The 19233-nt window shown below is 45.3% G+C and carries 15 protein-coding genes; 4 read left to right on the top strand and 11 right to left on the bottom strand.

Annotation, left to right across the window (positions count from 1 at the left end):
* Positions 1-171 precede the first annotated feature (171 nt).
* The 7 genes from trsS to F461_RS0104850 form a co-directional block, all read right to left on the bottom strand.
* Positions 172-1530, bottom strand: coding sequence for a radical SAM (seleno)protein TrsS (gene trsS / locus F461_RS0104880; RefSeq protein ID WP_020000035.1), 1359 nt, complete (start codon positions 1528-1530; stop codon positions 172-174).
* A 2-nt stretch (positions 1531-1532) separates the two neighbouring features.
* Positions 1533-1991 carry a DVU_1555 family C-GCAxxG-C-C protein gene (locus F461_RS0104875; RefSeq protein ID WP_020000034.1) on the bottom strand — a complete coding sequence of 153 codons (459 nt, stop codon included), beginning with the start codon at positions 1989-1991 and terminating at the stop codon, positions 1533-1535.
* A 3-nt stretch (positions 1992-1994) separates the two neighbouring features.
* On the bottom strand, positions 1995-2741 hold the full coding sequence (trsM, locus tag F461_RS18515) for a DVU_1556 family methyltransferase (protein WP_020000033.1): 747 nt from the start codon (positions 2739-2741) through the stop codon (positions 1995-1997).
* Complete coding sequence (locus F461_RS0104865) at positions 2738-2953, bottom strand: DVU_1557 family redox protein (RefSeq protein ID WP_020000032.1); 216 nt, start codon at positions 2951-2953, stop codon at positions 2738-2740. The genes trsM and F461_RS0104865 overlap by 4 nt, the downstream gene beginning before the upstream one ends.
* A gap of 9 nt (positions 2954-2962) precedes the next feature.
* Positions 2963-5245: a pyridine nucleotide-disulfide oxidoreductase/dicluster-binding protein gene (locus F461_RS0104860; RefSeq protein ID WP_020000031.1), complete on the bottom strand. Its 2283-nt coding sequence runs from the start codon at positions 5243-5245 to the stop codon at positions 2963-2965.
* Between the two features lie 57 nt (positions 5246-5302).
* Entirely contained in the window at positions 5303-8020 is a 2718-nt protein-coding gene (locus F461_RS0104855) for a molybdopterin-dependent aldehyde oxidoreductase (protein ID WP_020000030.1), read from the bottom strand.
* A gap of 134 nt (positions 8021-8154) precedes the next feature.
* Positions 8155-9177, bottom strand: coding sequence for a molybdopterin-binding protein (locus F461_RS0104850; protein WP_020000029.1), 1023 nt, complete (start codon positions 9175-9177; stop codon positions 8155-8157).
* A gap of 184 nt (positions 9178-9361) precedes the next feature.
* Here F461_RS0104850 and F461_RS0104845 point away from each other — a divergent pair, with 184 nt between their 5' ends.
* Entirely contained in the window at positions 9362-9703 is a 342-nt protein-coding gene (locus F461_RS0104845) for a winged helix-turn-helix domain-containing protein (protein WP_020000028.1), read from the top strand.
* 3 nt (positions 9704-9706) lie between these two features.
* Here the strand turns inward: F461_RS0104845 and F461_RS0104840 are convergent, their stop codons facing one another.
* The 4 genes from F461_RS0104840 to modA are packed head-to-tail and all read right to left on the bottom strand — an operon-like array spanning position 9707 to position 12571.
* Positions 9707-10429: a Rossmann-like domain-containing protein gene (locus F461_RS0104840; RefSeq protein WP_020000027.1), complete on the bottom strand. Its 723-nt coding sequence runs from the start codon at positions 10427-10429 to the stop codon at positions 9707-9709.
* Positions 10413-11177: an ATP-binding cassette domain-containing protein gene (locus tag F461_RS0104835; RefSeq protein WP_020000026.1), complete on the bottom strand. Its 765-nt coding sequence runs from the start codon at positions 11175-11177 to the stop codon at positions 10413-10415. The genes F461_RS0104840 and F461_RS0104835 overlap by 17 nt, the downstream gene beginning before the upstream one ends.
* Positions 11174-11833, bottom strand: a complete 660-nt coding sequence (modB, locus tag F461_RS0104830) for a molybdate ABC transporter permease subunit (protein ID WP_020000025.1) — start codon at positions 11831-11833, stop codon at positions 11174-11176. The genes F461_RS0104835 and modB overlap by 4 nt, the downstream gene beginning before the upstream one ends.
* 3 nt (positions 11834-11836) lie before the next feature.
* On the bottom strand, positions 11837-12571 hold the full coding sequence (modA, locus tag F461_RS0104825; protein WP_020000024.1) for a molybdate ABC transporter substrate-binding protein: 735 nt from the start codon (positions 12569-12571) through the stop codon (positions 11837-11839).
* Positions 12572-12711: 140 nt separating this feature from the next.
* Here modA and F461_RS0104820 point away from each other — a divergent pair, with 140 nt between their 5' ends.
* The 3 genes from F461_RS0104820 (at position 12712) to F461_RS0104810 (ending at position 19229) form a co-directional block, all read left to right on the top strand.
* A complete protein-coding gene (locus tag F461_RS0104820) occupies positions 12712-13764 on the top strand; it encodes a TOBE domain-containing protein (protein ID WP_020000023.1) in 1053 nt (350 codons plus the stop codon).
* Between the two features lie 457 nt (positions 13765-14221).
* On the top strand, positions 14222-18391 hold the full coding sequence (locus F461_RS0104815) for a response regulator (protein WP_020000022.1): 4170 nt from the start codon (positions 14222-14224) through the stop codon (positions 18389-18391).
* A gap of 1 nt (position 18392) precedes the next feature.
* Complete coding sequence (locus tag F461_RS0104810) at positions 18393-19229, top strand: CheR family methyltransferase (RefSeq protein ID WP_020000021.1); 837 nt, start codon at positions 18393-18395, stop codon at positions 19227-19229.
* Positions 19230-19233 lie beyond the last annotated feature (4 nt).

The following is a 19233-nucleotide window of genomic DNA, read 5'->3' as shown; positions in this document are numbered from 1 at the left end:
TGTTAGTAAAGAGTTTTTGCGTTCGGCTATTTTATGTTCATAAGTGACGATATATTCTTTGTGTAGAATGGCTGATGTTAATCAGGTAATATAACTCGCAGTCGAGAGGGTGTTTCTCTCTCGAAATGCAAGGACGGTACCCTGCCCGCCGGAGGCGACGAAATCAAAAAACTACTTCCCGCGATACAATGTCGTTCCATCTGCCGCAGTGAGATTGTAGGCACAGAATGGGACGAGTCTACCGTCCGGTGCAACTACGTGGATGCAGCATCCTTTCAGTCGTTCAATATCCAGTGACCATGCATCCTGAAACGCCATGGCTGAGATGGCAAAGCGCCGTATTGATGCTTGCTGAATGAACGAATCAAGTTCGTTGGATAGAGATTGAGGTTTCTTTTCTAATTCAGCCGCAGCCCACTGGCTGCGTACAAAAGAGCGCGCTTTTTCTGCTCCTTCTGCTGCCGGTTTCGGCTTGCAGTTACATGTCTTTTTAGGAACAGACAGCAGCTGGAGTGTGTTGTCCTCGTTGATAATGTAATTTGCGTGGAATGAGCAGAGCGCGTGTTCGCATGTCGGGGGTACAAAGTCACCTGTAGCAACAAGGTTGTCTGTCTGTCGTTCCAGTTCTTCAGCCAGTTCCGGCAGTGTGATGCGTTCAGCGTCGGCAGGGGCAACAGGATATCGTCCGAAATAGCTGATAGGCTGAAAATGAACACCGCGTACGGCTGGTGCGTGATCTATGGCAAAACGGATAATGTCGCCGACTTCGTCCTTGTTAATGAGAGGCGAAATGACCGGTACGAGAACAATGCCTATTTTTGCTTTTGCAAAGGCTTCGATTGCTCTTGCTTTTATTTCGCGAAGATCCGCATTGCGGAATGCTTTCCATGTCGATTCACGTAACCCGTCAAATTGTAGGAATACGGAGTCAACACCAGCGGCCGCAAGTTCAGTTACATATTCAGGATCGTGTGCGGCACGAACTCCGTTGGTGTTAATTTGAACGAACGGGAAACCGATGCGTTTTGCTTCTGCGACAAGCTCTGGAAGATCATCGCGTATGGTTGGCTCCCCACCGGAAAATTGAAGATTGCAACCGCCTGTGTTGCGCATGGTGGTTTCCAACAGTTGAATGAGTTCTTCTTTTGTAGGCTCTTTCGGAGTGGGGGATGTTGCTTTATTTTCAGCTGATGCAAAGCAGACTGGGCAGGATAGGTTGCAGTTCCATGTAACCTCGATGAGTGCCATGCAGCTGTGTTGACGGTGCTCTTCGCACAGGCCGCAATCAAATGGGCAGCCTTTGTCGACAGATGTGGATATCGTCGGCGGTGTTGATGGCGTTTTAGGCCGTAACCAATCCTTAAAAACTGTTGCGGTGTGTGTAGAGCGCCAGACAGGAGTTGAGAAAGCGCCGTGTTGTGGGCAATGTTTCACAAGACGTGTTTCTTCCCCGTGGGTAACACGCATGGCTGGAATGCGTTGAAGACATTCAGGACAAACACTTTCTGTATGGGAAACGTGGTCAGACATAACTACTCTTTTACTGCGGAAATTTCGTACTCGTATTCAGCGAGCAGAGATTCAATGTAAGTGAATGTTTCAGCAAGTAGAGAACCGCATTTGCTTGTGTCCGGTACGGGGGCGCCGCTGGTTTCTCCCAGAATTTGTCCACAGGTAATGCCACCATACTGCGCTGTTGCTTTCTGCGTAAACCAGTCTGTGAAGGATTCTAGAAGGAGGGAGAGATGTTCGTCTTTTTCTTCTGTTTCTGCGTCATGCCCGGCGTATAGACCTAACATTAAGGATCCGCCTGTAAGCAGCCCGCATGTACCGTTGCAGCTGGACATCCCGCTGCATAATCCTTCTGCAGCTCTGATTAGCTGCGGGTTTTCAATGCCGGAATATTCCAGCGCCATGCCGACTAGGATTTGGCTGCAACAATACCCTTTGCCAGCCCATTGAAGCAATTGCAGTTGGATGTCGGAAAGCATATGTCATTCCTTTTTTAAGGCTCTAATTTGGATGTACCCGATACTTTTATCGAAAGTTTTCGTGCGGCTGTCCGCGGTATTTGCATCGCTTTGGCAGCACGGTGCAATGCCGGAGAAAATAAGTTTCGCTGTCAGCTCTTTCAGCTCTTTTGTGCAGTCAGTGCTGCTTGTGTGCACAAAACCTGCTTGTGTAAGCGCAGCAAAAAGTTTTTTAAGTTGAAGCGGTGAACTACTACAGCTACAGCTGTTGTTTTCGGATTCTGAATTAACGGGAATTGGTGCTACCTCAGAAGATATATTGGGCGTTGCTACCGTTTGTTCTGTCTGTTCCTTACGCCTGTAGAGGTCAGAAAGAAGCAGTGTGCCACCAGCGCAGAGTACCCGTGAGAATTCTAAAATAGTTGTTTCCAGAGAATTGCTGAGGGAGAGGACGCAGTCGCAGTTGACTATGTGAAATGTCGCGTTTGGAAATGGAAGTTGTTCCACGGTTCCTTGTACGACAGGGAGTTGTCTTTCACGAGTTTGCAGCGTGTTTTGATAGGAAAGGTCAAGTCCCGTGACAATAGCGCTATATTCTTGTTGAAGAAATTTACCTGTGATTCCGGTGCCGCATCCGGCATCCAGAACACGCATAGGAGATGAAATCTTCAAATTATCGTAGGTCTTGCGGGTAAGTGAAAGCCCACCGGGACGAAGTGCGCCATCTTCCAATGTTGCCATGAGAGGATGCTGCCAAAGCGGAGTACTCATTTATCTTCCAGTAATTGTTCCACTTCTGCCATTTTACTTGTGGCGAGAGATTCAGGAATGAGCACATAGCCGCACGCGGGACAGGTGGGTAATTCAACCGAAAATTTACTTTCAAGATACACCAGTTCCACGGCCGTAAAAACGAGCTGTTCATTGCACTGTGTGCATTTCCAATGAGAAAAATCGTCGTGTAAAACCTGTAGCGTATTCATAGCATGCTCTTATTTTGGAGGAATAATCTGCATACGGTGTGACCAGACATTGTGGATGCAGTATGCGTCATTATCTTTCGTATATTCGATCCAGTAGGTAACACCTACAGGGCGGAAGCTGGCAACGTTGCGTTGGGTTTGTGTGTTGAATAAACTTGAATTAGTCGCTTCTACATAGTCCACAACTTTGCGAATATCGCTTCGCAGAATTCGCCGCTCTTCCATATTGGCTGCTGCTTGTTCCGTGTATGTGATTGTTGGTGCGTTTTCTTTTGTGACAGATTCCGCCTCGCCCCATACTGTCGTGAGCAGATGCTCCTTGAGGCGTATACGGTTCTCGCGGCGGTCTGAAAAACCTGTAACAGGTATGGTTGCGGGGTCAGCATCGCAGCATGAAAGGGCAGCATTACAATTCGGAAAAAGAATATCCAGCAGGTGAATTGTACGTTTGCCTGTTCTTGCAAGCATGTCGCGGCACATGGCGCAATACGTGAGCACATCCTGTTCATCTTCTGTGCATGCAGAGAGGGTTTCTGCCCTGTGCTGAGATGCCTTGCGGGAAAGCTCAGGGTTGGCAGAGTCAAGCAATCCCCCAAAACCACAACATTCTGTTAATAAACCGGAAAGACGTGGTTCTGTAATCGAAACGGCAAGCTTTTCTATGATGGCACGAACATGTGCGCGCATAGGTTCGTCATGGCGGGTTGAACACGGGTCATGCAGTACATATGGCTGTTGTGGCATGCGGGCTTTTGCAGGTAGACCTACTTCTTCAAGAACTTCCCATAAAGATCGGGTTGGAATCTGTGGCAGTAGTTCTGCAAACATAGAGGCGCATGTTGGACAACCGGTAATGAGTTCCGGTTTTCCCATGATCTCCCATTGCTGAAGAATCTGGCGCGTTGTTGCCTCCGTCAGATCTTTTTGTCCTGCCCAGTGTGCAGGAGCTCCGCAACAATGGATAAATAACCCCACCGGCTCTTCCAGAGAATCGCGTAGATAATTATATGTGCTTTCAACAAGATGCGGCGAAATTGCAGGAAGCTGACATCCCGGAAAGAAGGCGTACGTGCTAGCGGAAGCGGAAGGTGCATTCTTTGCGAGCATACCCGCAGTATTGGCAAATGCCATATCGCGGAGTGCAAATTCATGTGCAGAAGGTGGCATTGTGGAATCTGCCACCATCTCTTGTCGTGCTGTCAGGCAGAGATTCTGGACTGCAAAGTCTTCAGGACAAATTTCTTCGCAAAGACCACACAACATGCAGGAGTTGATCATTTTGTTGGCATGTCGTGTCCCCATAACGATTGCGGCATTGTTGTATATATGCCGCGCGTATACTTTAGGGTAGCTTTTGAATTCTGCCAGATACACACAGTTGTTTACGCACTGCATACATTCGCATTGTAGGCACCTTCCGGCTTCCAGCATAGCCGTCGCTTCATCATATCCCTCATCACCTGCAGGAAGACGTGGAAGTGAAGAGACAGACGATACTGCAGTTTGCAGGCGGGATTGGTATGGCCCTTCAGTGTCTCTCCCTGCTGTGAGGGATACATTCTGTATAGACCGTTCCGCAGATAATGCTAACGTTCTGCCAAGGGCAATACGTTCTATCGAGGTAGCAATACAAGGGAACGGAACAGTGAATACAGAAGAAATATTTGTTTGTAATGTCTTCGGGTTAATAAGCTCGCACGGATACTGGTTTGCTACTTCAGATGTTGCAAGCAGGACAGCATCCCATTTGGTGCAGATTTCGGCTAGATCTTCGGGTAATTCCTCGCTGGAGAAGAGAACCCCGAGTTTTTTCATCGCTTGTTCATGCTGCTCAAATGCTTTTTCAGGAATATTGGATGCAACATCGTCATACGCTTCTGTTGAAAGGATAGTGGGACTGATACCCTTTTTAGCAAGGTCCCACGCAGCAGCTAATGCAGAAAGTCCTCCGCCAATAATGAGTACACGCTTGCCTTTAGAAGGAAGTGGACGTACTGGCGGGTTTTTAGTTGCATTTGCAGCACAATAGCTTTCAAGCTCCGGCATATTAATGCTGCCGCCAAGATCTTTGCGAAGGCATGTCTCCATACATAACCCATTGCATATATTGGCGGTAATATGCGGCATCGGCATGCTTTTATACAAAACAGCCCATGCTTCATTAATTTTACCCGCAGCCATTTTTTTACAGAAGGTGCGGACATCAATGTGCAAAGGACACTGGGCTTGACAGTGCGGCGCATCTTCTTGCGTGCATTGTGCTTCCCACTGGCGTAATTCGTGTTGTTCCATATGCGTGCTGCTAGTTACGTCCGTGCTGCCAAAGCAGCACGGACGGTTTGTACTATATTACTTGTTGAGCTCTGCGAGTACTTTTTCAGGACGTGCAGGCAAATGGCGGATACGTGCGCCACAAGCGTTGTAGATAGCGTTGATGATAGCTGCGTGTGGGCTGGTGAGTGGAAGTTCACCAACACCGGATGCACCGAAAGGACCCTCTGGACGTTTGGACTCAATGTATACGAGTTCCATGTCGTCTGGAATATCTTTGGCGAATGGAAGACCGGCACCAATCATCGTTGAATGCTTTTTGATATCTTCATAGTCTTCTGTAAGCGCAAGGCCGATAGCCTGAGCAAGACCACCATACATCTGTCCATCAACAACAAGTTTGTTCATGATGGTACCAATGTCAGCGACCGCAGTCATTTTATCAACTTTCGTTTTACCTGTAGCCAACTCAACACTAACTTCAGCGAGGAACATGCCATACATGTAACAAGCAAATGGGTTACCCTGACTGTTTTCGTCACAATCAGTACAAGGAGCAGTCCATTTACCACTGGCACGTGTAGGGATTTTCTTCTCAACCATTTCTTCATAGGTGTAGTAAGAGCCATCAGCTTTTTTCATGGATTCAACAAGTGCTTCACATGCTGATTTGATGGCCCGTCCAACAACAACCTGAGAACGAGAACCACCAGCTGGGCCACCATTCGGGCATTTGCTAGTGTCGTTGAGGCACACTTTTACTTTTTCTGCTGGAATACCCATTGGGGATAATGCTTCATGGGCTGTTGTCTGTGCACCGATGTCTGCACCCTGACCATGATCGTGCCATGTGGTGTACACGGTTACACAACCCTGAGCATCTAATTCAACATCAGCGTCAGCGGTATCAGGGCCATCAAGACCGGAACCGTAAACACCAAGAGCGATACCTACGCCGCGTTTGACTTCCGGTGTGGAAAGTTCTGCTGCGCGTTTTTTCGCTTCTTCATATTTAGGACGGATTGTGTCGATAATATCAGGAATGCTGTAGACTTCAGGATCTTGACCTGTAGGGGTTGTGGAACCCTTACGGTATGCGTTTTTGTAACGAATTTCTAATGGGTCCATGCCAATTTTTTCAGCAAGTTCGTCCATGAGAACTTCAGATGCAAATTCAGACTGCGGTGAGCCGAATCCACGGAATGCAGAGCCCCAAGCGTGGTTTGTACAAACAGTACGACCTTCGCCTCGGATATTCGGAATGTTATAGCCTGCGCCGATGAACTGAGCACCGCGAAGGGTGAGGAGGTCACCGAATTCAGAGTATGGACCGTGGTCAACAGACCAGTCAGTTTCCATACCAAGGAGTTTACCTTCTTTGTCAGCAGCTAGACGAACATTCATAAAGAATGGAGAACGCTTTGGAGTATACGTTTGCTGCTGGTGCCATGTGTAATTCAGGAACACTGGTTTACCAGTTGCAATACATGCAACACCAACAAGAGCTTCCATGGTTGCACTGAATTTGTACCCGAAAGTACCACCTGTTGGGTTTTGAACCATAACGAGATTCTCAACATCTTCACCAAGACCAGGAGCAATCATAGCAGCGTGCAGGTGCATGCCGATAGATTTGGAATGGATAACGAGTTTGCCTTTATCGTTACGGTATGCAAAGCCTACGTCCGGTTCGATAGGCATATGTGGCTGACGGCCAACATAGTAATCGCCTTCAATCGTTACGTCTGCATCTTTAAAAATCGGTGCAGTTTCGTTGCCTTTGGCAATGTTTTGTATGTAGTAAATATTAGGAGTGCCAGGATGAATTTCCATAGCATCATCCTGCATTGCTTCAGGAGCGCTCATGTATTCTGGCAGCTGTTCGAGTTCTACTTTTACTTTTGCAGCAGCAGCTTTTGCATGCTTTTCAGTATCAGCACAAACGATAGCAAGAGTATCACCGTACTGGAATACTTTTTCATCACACAAAATAGGACGATCCCAACCATCACCTTTGTTGCTTGGGAAGGTAATAAGACCGGTTATGCGGTTTTTACCTTTAACATCTTTATGAGTAATGATTTTTTTGACGCCATCCATTTTTTCAGCTTCGGAAGTGTCAATGGAAATAATTTTCGCGTGTGATACTTCTGCCTGTACTAAAGCGAGACGGAGAGTGTCACCTGGAAGTTTGATGCCAAGATCTGCACCATAATCGAGGGTGCCGGTAACTTTTGCTACAGCGGAAGGACGAGGGTATTTAGTGCCAAGAATGCGGCCTTCAACCGGTACGTCTTTCATTAATTCTTCACGGGTCTTGTCTCCGCGAATTACAGCTGCTGCATCCATAACTGCATCAACAAGTGGTTTGTAGCCTGTGCAACGACATGCGTTACGATGCTTCTGGAACCAGTCACGAATGTCTTCACGACTAGGAGACTGATTTTCAAGCAACAGTGCGTAGGAAGAAACTATGAAACCAGGTGTACAGAACCCGCACTGTGCGCCACCATGAGCAATCCATGCAAGCTGAATAGGGTGCAAGCATGTAGGGGTGCCCACCCCTTCTACCGTAACAATTTTGGTGTTCTCAGCAACGCGCTTCATTTTTAAAGTACAAGTGCGTTTGAGCTTGCCATCTACAACAACAGTACAGCTACCGCACTGTCCTTGTCCGCAACCGACCTTAACACTGGTGATTCCAAGATTTTCGCGTAGTACATTTGCAAGCGAGTCGTCTTGGTCACATATGACCATCCGGTCTACGCCGTTAACATGGAGCATTTTTTTAAGCATGGAAACTCCTCTCGGGTACCTAGGCGATCAAGCAGCGTGGTACAACACAAGGCGAAGGGTGTTGATGCTGTGAAAGGTACCATCACATATTAGGTTGTAAGGCAGGAGGGTTCTACAGCAGAACCAACCAATTATTATGACGATTTACCAAAGGAACAGAGCGGAAAGTGGCATGTGTCGCAACCGGCACAAAAGCCGCCGTGTCCTAGGTTCGTAATATCTCTACGGGTAATGGTTTCGCCTGCGAGAATGCGTGGTACAATGAGATCAAAGATACTGGCGCGGTAATACATGACGCAGCCGGGAAGTCCGATAATAGGTCGGCCATCCTTGTAGGCGAGCATAAACATGGCACCGGGGAAGGTTGGGGAGCCGTAGGTAACTACATCTGCTCCGGTGTCGCGGATACTGGCGGGGGTTCTGTCATCAGGGTCAACGGACATACCGCCTGTGACAACAACAAAATCCATACCTTCATTCAAGAATGAGTTAATGGCATTTGTTGTCATTTGTTGATCGTCGGGAACAAAAACCTGTTCCACAACGTTTGACCCGAGTTCGTGAAATTTTTTACGGATTACAGGCCCGAACTTGTCTGTAATTCTACCATTGTAGACTTCGCTACCGGTAGTAACCACCCCTACTTTATGGTGTTTGAACGGCTTAATCTGAATAACAGGGCCGCCCTTGGCGCAAACAGCTTCTACTTCTTCAATTTTTGACCTGTCGGTAACAAGAGGAACAATGCGGGTACCAGCAATTGGTCGTTCTGACAGAACATGCAAGCCATTGTGCATTGTGGAAAGTACAACTTCTTCAATTGCATTGATTTGATGTACTTTCTCAACATCAATGGACAGCAGACCTTTGCTTGCAATAAGGTTTACCCTTCCTTCAGAAACATCACTTAGAGTGATGCCATCACCGGAAACGGCTTTGGCAATGCGGATAGCCGCTTCGTTTTCGTGAATCTGGTTTTCGGCAAGATCAAGCACGTAGAGATGCTCTTTTCCGATATCAAGAAGGGTAGGAATATCCTCTTCTGTAACGATGTGGCCTTTCTTAAACGCAGGGCCTTTACTTTCACCCGGAACGATTCGAGTGATGTCGTGACAGAGAACCATACCAATAGCATTTTGAACTGGAACTGCCTGCATTGTAATCTCTTTTTTGCGATTCAGGTTGAAGAAAAAAGTAGTGAATGAGTGATTACCTGTGTTTTTCTTATGTCTATGGCGACATAATAAGTCAAACCTTTTTTATTTAAAAAAAAATAGTGTACGGCTTGATTTGCTTAATAAAAAAATACAAGAAGCGATAAAAGTACGGAGGAATGTGCATATGCAAGGGAATGAGGTGAGGTACAAATTTTGGTTGGAGAAAGATGGTGAAATGCTCTTTGGCACTGGTGGTGCTGTGCTACTTGAAAAAATTGATGCGTTGGGTTCTCTTTCAGGAGCGTCGAAAGAATTAGGTATGTCATATAGACGGGCTTGGGGGCGCTTAAAAAAATTGGAGCAAAGTATAGGGGAAGATTTAGTAACAAAAGTTGGAGGGAACAAAAAAGGATACCGCCTTACAGAGACTGGAAGACGGTTTATTTCATCCTATAGGGAAGCGGAAAAGAAAATGGATAAGGCGGCACAGGGTATATTGAAGAGTTGTTTTGGGTGGGTTCGGTAGTTGTTATTTGCTCATAGGGCAGAAGCGTTCCCAGTTCATGTATGGTGCCGCACCGGCGATGGTGGTTCCATAAAAGATAACCGGCTTTTCAGTGAGAAAAAGGTCAATAGAATTGTTCGCAAGGGTGGTGCCTGTTACTAACAGAAGGTCTGCCCATTGAACGGCATCGTCTGTTTTTTCTTTTCCTTCAATAAGTACGCCCCGTTTTACCTGCCCGATATTTTTAGGGTCAAGGTCGATAAGGCGAACCTCAAATCCCGCCTGAAGTGCTTCAGCCATTGCGGGTTGAAAGCCGATAATGGTGATGCGACATTTACCGTATTTCTGCTGGATAAATTCACGAAGTTGTTGTGCGCACTGCTTGGGTTCATTGTCTTTGCAATGAATCGTATTGGTTGTGTTGTCATACGCACTGCCTACAGCATTGAGAGTGGCGATAAAAACGGCGCGGTTAAGGTCGTTGGTAAGTGGAAGGGCGGCAACATCTGCAAGTGTTCCTGAAAAAGTGCCACGGTTGCCAGTGAACGCCTGACCTTTATGACCGTTGAATGTAGCTTCCATTAAATATTCTTTGCCTTGCTGGATAGGATAGTCCGTATCATCTGGGGTGCCGATAGCTTCTTCTGGTGTAAGAGGCTTGGCGGAGACAATAATTTTTTCCTGAAGAATATTCAGTTCCTTCCAGTGGGAAATGACTTGAGTGCGGATGCTATCTAGTGCTTGCATTTTGTTTCTCGTTTGAAATCGTGTTCAAATTTAGGGTGTTGACGCTACAGGTATGGCATTGTTCGTATGGGAGGGGTGCCTGTGCGGCATGGTGCGCCGCAAGCAATTGTGTATTCAACCAGTTTGGTGAGACTTTTCCCTGTTCCATCGCAATGATTGTATCGCCAAGCATTGTAGCTTCTTCCAAATCATGTGTCACATGAATAATGGGAATAGGAAGTCGTGTTTTGATTTCTAACAGCAGGTGTTGAAGTTTCCGCCGTGTCGTTACGTCAAGAGCAGAAAACGGCTCATCTAATAATAGTGCAACAGGTTCCCGTGCCAACGCCTGACAGAACGCTGCCCGCTGCCGCTCTCCACCGGAAATGGAGTGCGGTTTTTTGTGTTTTATGTGCTCAATGCCGAATGTCTGCAATAAATCAGGTACAGTCTTCGGCGTTACTGCGGCAAAAAGAATATTCTTTTCAACCGTAAGATGCGGGAAAAGGGTGTAATCCTGAAAAACAAGTCCTACACGTCGAGATTGCGGGGGAACGGTCACACCGTTTGTGCTGGAAAACCAAACAGCGTCGTTACAGGTTATGGTGCCGCTGTCCGGAGTTTCAAGTCCGGCAAGCATGCGGATAAGAGTCGTTTTCCCTGAACCGGATGGGCCGACAATAGCTGTAAGCGTATTAGACGGACAACTAGTCTCAAGCTGTACGGTAATATTCTCAAGTTGTTTGGACACGGAAAGTGAAAGCGTCATGACTGCTGCCTCCCGTTGACTGCATTGATGACTATGAGAAAAACGAAACACACAGGCACGAGGGCTGCAGACATGTAGATGGCGTCGTCATAACGTAGTGCTTCAACTGCTTCAAAAATTGCAATGGACGCAACCTGAGTACGACCGGGAATGCTGCCACCCACCATGAGAATAACGCCGAACTCCCCAAGACTGTGGGCGAACACTAAAATGGAACTTGCCACAATGCCGCTTACACAGTTTGGGAGTACGACACGGTAAAATGTTTGAAATGGAGACAGTCCTAACACCGCTGCGCTTTCCAGCAAGCGTTTGTCCAGTTTCTCGAAAGAGGCCCTAAGCGGCTGTACGGCAAAGGGCAGGTTAAAAACAAGAGACGCAAACAAAATGCCCGCAAAGCTGAAGATGAGCCTGTCGCCTGTCAGGCTCTTCCATGTTGAGCCCACAGCTCCGGTGGGTGTCATGAGAATAAGCAACCCGAAACCGAGAACTGTGGGGGGGATAACCATGGGCAATGTTATGAGAGCATCCAGTATGCTTTTCCCTCTGCATTTTCCAAATGCTAAAAAATATGCAGGAGGAAAGGCCAGTAACGGAATGAGCACCATAGTACAAAACGCTAGTTTAGCTGAGAGGAGTAGGGGCTCTAGCGTCATTGTTTATTCGTACCCGTATTTGTTTTTGATGGCTGTTACTGTTGAAGAACTAAGGAATGTAACAAATTTCTGAGCAGCCTGTTTATTCTCTGAACTTTTGAGAATGCATGCTTTTTGGATAACTTTCGGTGCTTCTTTTACTTGTACAAAGCAGCCATTTTTTCCCTCAGGGGTGAACATATATGAATATGCACAAAAACCTGCGTCTGCTGAGCCAGTAGCCACATACTGGAACACTTGAGATATTGACTGTCCGATGGCAAGTTTAGGCTGGATAGTTGTCCAGAGCTGTTCGTTTTCTAAAGCAATTTTCGCTACAGTGCCGTATGGGGCTGTTTCCGTGTTAGCAATGGCAACATGGGTAACGGCAGGAGATTGGATGGCCTCTTTCCATGGCGTTGCACATAGTTTTTTGTTGAGGGTCCAGAGTACAATACGGCCTTTAGCATAGATGAACGGCTCCATGGCAAGATCATCTGTGAATAATTTTTCCGGACGTCGAGTGTCCGCGGCAAGAAACAGATCAAAGGGAGCACCGTTGATAATTTGTCCGTATAGTTTGCCTGTTGAGGTATACGTTGCCTGTACTTTGAGCCCGGTTTCTTTTTCAAAAGCAGGGATTATCTCTTTCATCGCAGGCATAAAATTTGCCGCCTGAGCAATGACAAGATCGGCTGCCTGAGCATGCGCAGGAAGCGAGACACAGAGGACCATCATAAGTGTAAGCAGTAGTTTCATTCGAAGTCTCCACAGATATAGAATTAGTAACCATAGAAAATTTCATGACTTTACTTTTGTAATTGCTTCTATGAAGATTGCTTTTTTAGAACAAGTACGTCACGAAAAAAATAGAAACCGTGACTTTCAGTGGAGTTACCATGTCTGAAAATGCTGGATCTCTGTCCCCACATACGATTTTTACTGTTTCTGATTCATTGCGATATCTTGAGCCGGAACAGTTGGAGCTATTTCTTCATTCTTTTGATGCATGGTCTGCGGCAACGGACAGACAGGAATATGTTCGTTCCCGCCAGCGGATGCGTGCATTGTATTTACTCCTGCGTTTTACGGGGGCGCGCCTTGGAGAAGTGTTGGCTTTGGATGACAGGATAGCTTTTGATTTTTCACGCAAGATAGTTTGCTTAGGGCAGGGGGAAGCGCAACGTGACGTTCCGCTGGAAAGCTTTGCAAACGATGCGATACAGGATGTGTTAGAGAGTTCAATGGGGGTCAGTCTTCGTGGGCACTTTTTCCATATGGATCCCGGCTACGTGAGAAGAATTTTCTACGCACGTGCAATGGATTGCGGACTCCCTAAAGAATTAGCAACGCCTAGAGTGTTGCGGTACAGCCGGGCTCTGGAGATGGTGAGGGGGGGTGTGCCGTTGCTGGTGGTCAGTAAGGTGCTGGGGCATCTGTCTGCTGATGTGATGGCAAGTTTTAGAAATTATACCAATGAGGATGTTACATCGATAGTCCGTAAGGCACATAGTGAGATGCAACGGAGGACAAGCGCCCGTAATTCATTTATGGGGCATGTTGCGCACGTAGCTGTTGATGGCATCATGGCAGAGGTTGAGGTTGTAACAGACTCGGGACTATCTGTATTTGCTCTGATTACTGTAGAGAGCTTGCGTACACTTAAACTTTGTATCGGGACTCCCGTTGTAGCGACTATTAAAGCCCCTTATATTGATATTAAAAAACCGTGTTTTAATAGCAGCCAGAGGTGCAGGAATAAATTTAAGTGTAGTATAGAGCATATTACATCTACAGAGGTCATGTCAGAGATTACGGGCCATTTGGAAGATGGCATAAAGATTTGTTCGCTCGTTTCTAAAAATGTTGTTGAATCATTAAAAATTGATTCAGGAAGCTTAGTTGATGTTTATTTTAAAGAACTTTCAGTTGTTATTAACTCTCTATACTAGAAATAAATCCTGCGTACATCAGTAGTAATTTTTATCTAAAGAAATAGGTGATGTTTTTTTACACATTTTTTATTTTTATTTTTGTATCAATGTTCAGAATTATTATAACCTGATGTGATTATATTTATACAAAAGGATTTTGTACTCTTGTTTTTTTGATAACCTTTTGTGACTACATATTAATATTTTTGAATTCAAAAGACGCATTTTGAATTCATAGTTAGGGACATAAATGTTCTGAATGTCTTTTTCTAACGAAGTTTTGGTTAAAAACATCGTATAGACAATGCTTTTTAGTCATAAACAACAATGTTTTGAGTTAATAATATTGATTTTCTGTTTAAGTTGGAACATAGTCCCAGTTCTAAAAATTATCTATCTACACCTGCCATGGAAAAGAGTAATTCATTTTTAATGAATGATGCGCAGGTGTTTATGTACGCTCGGGGGGGCTCAGATGGTTCGTCTTTCAGATATCCGCATCAAGTCTAAACTTGTGTTTTTGCTTGTTTTTGTTGGTGCTGTTCCGTTGCTTATTGTGAGTATTGTCGGAAGTAAACTGGCAACGGATGAGTTGATGGAAAAATCATATAATCAACTGCTGACAGTACAGTCTATTCGCAAGGGGCAAATAGAAGATTTTTTCACCACAAGCTTTTCTAGAATTCGTATTTTAGCAGATTCTGAACGAGTTCAGGAAATGATGGTGCTTCTGAACAGACACCGGTCGGAATTACAAAAAGAGCGTTCCCTTCTTGCCGATGTGCATTCTCTTCAATATCAAGAAAAATTTCATAGTTATATCGCGCCATTAAAGAGGTATGTTGATGCGTATGGGTATCACGACATGCTGCTTATTGATGCTGATGATGGTAACGTGCTTTTTTCAACCGCTAATGAAGAAGAGCTGGGAACAAATTTAAAATCAGGTCAGTATAGAAATAGCAGTCTTGCTAATGCATGGAGGCGAGCTGTTTTTTCTGGAAAAACAACGTTTGTTGATTTTTCTACATACTCTCCAAGTGGGGGCACTGAGGCGGCTTTTATTGCTGAACCTATCAGAAATGAATTTGAAAAAATTATTGGTGTGCTTGTTTTCCAGTTAACACCTCAACTTATCACATATGTTGTCGATTCTCGTCAGGGTATGGGCGAGTCGGGCGAGTCATACTTGCTGGGCGTTAATTTAGCGCAGAATAGATATGAGTTCCGTAGCAATCTTCGTACGATGGGGAATGGTGAATATGTCGTAGGGTATTCTCTCGAAAAACCATTGGCTTATTGGAAAGATGCGGTGTCAGCAGGTGAGTCCGGTGGGCATAGATTGTACACCGACAGCGCCGGAAACGAAGTTCTTGTTGTTTACAACGAACTGAATGTCGCTGGTGTTCGTTGGTTTCTCATTTCTAAGATCAATAAATATGAAGTAACCGCTCCTATTCGTCAGACATACAAGTTGCTGGCGATAGTCTCCGGGGTATTATTGATGTTGGTAGGGCTGCTTGCAGTCTTCTTTTCCCGTACGATTACCCGTCCGATCATTGCAGATATGGAGTTTGCGCAGGCGATTGCTGAAGGTGATCTTGATGCGACGATAGAAGTTTATCAAAAAGATGAACTTGGTGACCTTGCCCGGTCACTTGATAGAATGGCGCGAAATCTTCAGGAGTTAGACTGGCTGAAATCGGGTAAGGAAGGTTTAGACGATTCCATGCGTGGGGAACATTCTCCTCAGAAATTAGCCCGTACTTTTATCTCATATCTTTGCAAGCACATGGATGCCCAACTTGGTGCAGTGTACGCATTGGAAGAAGATGAGCTGGTGCTGACAGCAAGTTATGCCTTCACTGATAGAAAAGGTAATTTCAACCGTTTTGCTTTTGGTGAGGGAATGGTTGGCCAGACTGCACTTGAAAATGAAATCTTGGTATTTTCAGATATTAATGAAGAAGCGCCGACTGTGAACTACGGTGCTGGTGAAGTTATTTCAACGGCATATATGGCCGTGCCTGTTGCGTTTGAGGGAAATGTTGTTGGTGTCCTTTTACTGGGTACATTAGAGTCATTCTCACCATTGCATAGGAAATTTATTGAGCAGAATATTGAAAATATAGCGATTCTGATGAATGCAGCTCAGTCTCGTCAGCTTGTTCATGAGTTGTTGGAACAAGCGCAGCAGCAGCAGGAAGAGCTGCGTGTAACTAACGAGGAATTGGAAGAGCAGACCAATGCGTTACTTCAGTCTGAAGCAAAATTGCAACAGCAGCAGGAAGAACTGCGAGTAACCAACGAAGAGTTGGAAGAGCAGGCGAAAGTTCTGAAAGAATCGCAATCAGAACTTCAGGCGCAGCAGGAAGAATTACGCGTTATCAACGAAGAACTTGAGGAACGCACGAAGGCTCTTGAGGAACAGAAATCCGCTATTGCTGAAAAAAATGCTGATCTAGTTAAAGCGCAGAAGGCGGTAAAGCAGAAAGCTAAAGATCTGGAAGTAGCGAGCAAGTACAAATCTGAATTTTTAGCGAATATGTCGCACGAACTCCGAACTCCGTTGAACTCTATTTTGATTTTATCTCAACTGTTCGGTCAAAACAAAGACGGAAACCTCAACAACAAGCAGATTGAATCTGCCAAAGCAATTCATTCTTCCGGTTCTGATTTACTGACATTGATCAATGAAATTTTGGACTTGTCTAAAATTGAAGCAGGAAAAGTTGAGCTTATTATTGAACCAGTAAGGGTTTCAAGTCTGATTCAAGACATTACCCGTCTTTACAAAGACATAGCCGCAGATAAAGGCATTAATTTTAATGTTAGTGTTGAGCCAGATGTTCCGGAGGCTTTGGAAACGGACTCTCAACGCCTGCAACAGGTTTTGCGTAATTTGCTTACCAATGCCTTGAAGTTCACCCACGAAGGAACTGTTTCGTTAACTATCTCCAGACCACCGCAGGAATTGACTAACGAGCTAGGCATTGATGCCAGTAACGCTGTTGCTTTTGCTGTGTCTGATGACGGAATAGGTATTGCTAAAGACAAGCAGGTTGCAATTTTCCAAGCATTCCAGCAGGCGGATGGTAGTACAAGCCGAAACTATGGCGGTACAGGGCTTGGCCTTTCTATTTCGCGCGAACTTGCTCGGTTGCTGCAAGGAGCTATCTATCTTGAGAGTGAAGAGGGTAAAGGCAGTACCTTTACCATAGTTCTTCCAGAATTTTATCAGGAGACTTCATCGAATACTGATGTCTTTGAAAGAGCAGAATTGCCGCTTGCTTCCGGCGGTGAAAGTTTTGTTGAAAAAGAATCCTTTTCAACGACGCAGGTAAGCCGCAATACCGAGATTGCACCGACACAAACTTCTGCGCCGGTTGCTGCGTCAGCGTCAGTGCAGCAAAAAAGTAGTTCATCTAAGGAAAGTGAGTATGTTGAGGATGACCGTATTGCGATTACGCCTGACTCACGTAGCTTACTTATCATCGAAGATGATTGGAATTTTGCCAAAATCATGCGTGATTTTGGACGTGAACGCGGATTTTTGTGTCTTGTAGCCGAAGACGGTGAAACAGGTCTGCACTTCGCGGATTACTATAAACCGAGCGCAATTATTCTGGATGTTGGACTTCCGGGGATTGATGGCTGGACGGTCATGGAGCGGCTTAAGGATAATCCGGCGCTACGGCATATTCCTGTTCACTTCATGTCTGCTAATGATAATTCTTTGGATGCGCTCCGCATGGGCGCAATCGGATATCTGGCAAAGCCGGTCACCATGGAACATGTTGAAGAAGCCTTTGGTGCGCTTGAGGACGTTATATCTAAGCCGGTTCGCAATTTATTGCTCGTTGAGGACGACAAGATCCAATGTCAGAGCATTAAGGAGTTGATCGGTAATGGAGATGTAAAGACTACGGACGTCGCGACCGGAAAGGAAGCATACGAGGAGTTATCCAGAGGCAACTATGATTGTATGATTCTGGATTTGGGACTCGAAGATATGTCCGGCTTTGAATTGCTTGAAAAAATACGCATGAGCGATGCGGCTATGCGAGTGCCTGTTATTATTTACACAGGACGTGATTTATCTCATGAGGAAGAAAAGCAGCTCAGTAAGTATGCAGAGAGCATAATTATTAAGGGCGTAAAATCTCCTGAGCGGTTGTTAGACGAGTCTGCACTGTTCCTGCATCGTGTTGAATCAAACCTGCCGTACGAAAAACAGCAGATGCTCAAGATGGTGCATGACAAAGAATCCGTACTGAATGGCAAGAAAGTCATGATTGTGGATGATGATATGCGTAACGTTTTTGCGCTCTCCAGTGTTCTAGAAGACAGGAATATGGATGTCGTCGTGGCGAAAAACGGCATTGAATGTCTTGAAAAGCTGGAAGAACTCGACTCGATCGATTGCGTGCTGATGGATATTATGATGCCTCAGATGGACGGATATGAGGCTATGACAGAGATTCGTAAGAACCCTGAATATGCAAAATTGCCGATTATTGCGCTTACAGCAAAAGCTATGAAGGGTGACAGAAGCAAATGTATTGATTGCGGAGCTAGTGATTACCTGTCTAAGCCGGTGAATACAGAGAAGCTCATTTCTATGATGCGGGTTTGGTTATATTAGTATGAATGAAGTTGAGCAGGTTGAAAATGAGCGGCTGGAAGTCCAGCTACTGCTGGAAGCAATTTATTTGCGTTACGGATATGATTTTAGAAAATACGCCAGTGCGCATACAAAGCGAAGGTTAGAACATAGACGAGCTCTTGAAGGACTGCCGAATCTGGCAGCTATGCAGCATTTGCTTATTTACGATGAAACATTTTTCAACAGAGTACTTTTAGATTTGTCGATAAATGTTACTGAAATGTTTAGAGATCCTTGGTTTTATAAAAGCGTGCGTGAGCTGGTCGTTCCGTATTTGAAAACATACCCATTTGCTAAAGTATGGCATGCAGGGTGTTCCGCCGGACAAGAAGTCTACTCCATGGGGATTGTCCTTCAAGAAGAAGGGATGAAAGAGCGTGTGCAAATGTACGCGACTGACTTCAACGAACTGATTTTAGCTAAGGCTAAAGACGGTATTTACCCTATGAATCTGGTGCGTGAATACACAGCAAACTACCAGCAGGCTGGGGGTAAAAGTTCTTTTTCTGATTATTACACTGCGGATTACGACAATGTAGTTATGAAGAGATTTTTAAAAGAACAGGTTCTTTTCTCTTCACATAACCTCGTGACTGATGGTGTGTTTGGAGAAATGAATACTATTTTTTGCCGAAACGTGCTTATCTATTTCAATAGAGATTTGCAGAATAGGGTACTGAACTTATTTTATGAAAGCTTATGTCCGGGGGGATTCCTGTGCCTTGGGTCAAAGGAAAATATTAAGTTTTCAGATGTTGCACACAAGTTCGAAGTAGTTGCAGAGCGGGAAAAGATTTACCGGAAAAAGCGCATGTAACTAG

It is taken from the genome of Halodesulfovibrio aestuarii DSM 17919 = ATCC 29578 (genome assembly GCF_000384815.1).
In the GTDB taxonomy this organism is placed as follows: domain Bacteria; phylum Desulfobacterota; class Desulfovibrionia; order Desulfovibrionales; family Desulfovibrionaceae; genus Halodesulfovibrio; species Halodesulfovibrio aestuarii.
This window is presented reverse-complemented; position numbering and strand designations above follow the sequence as displayed.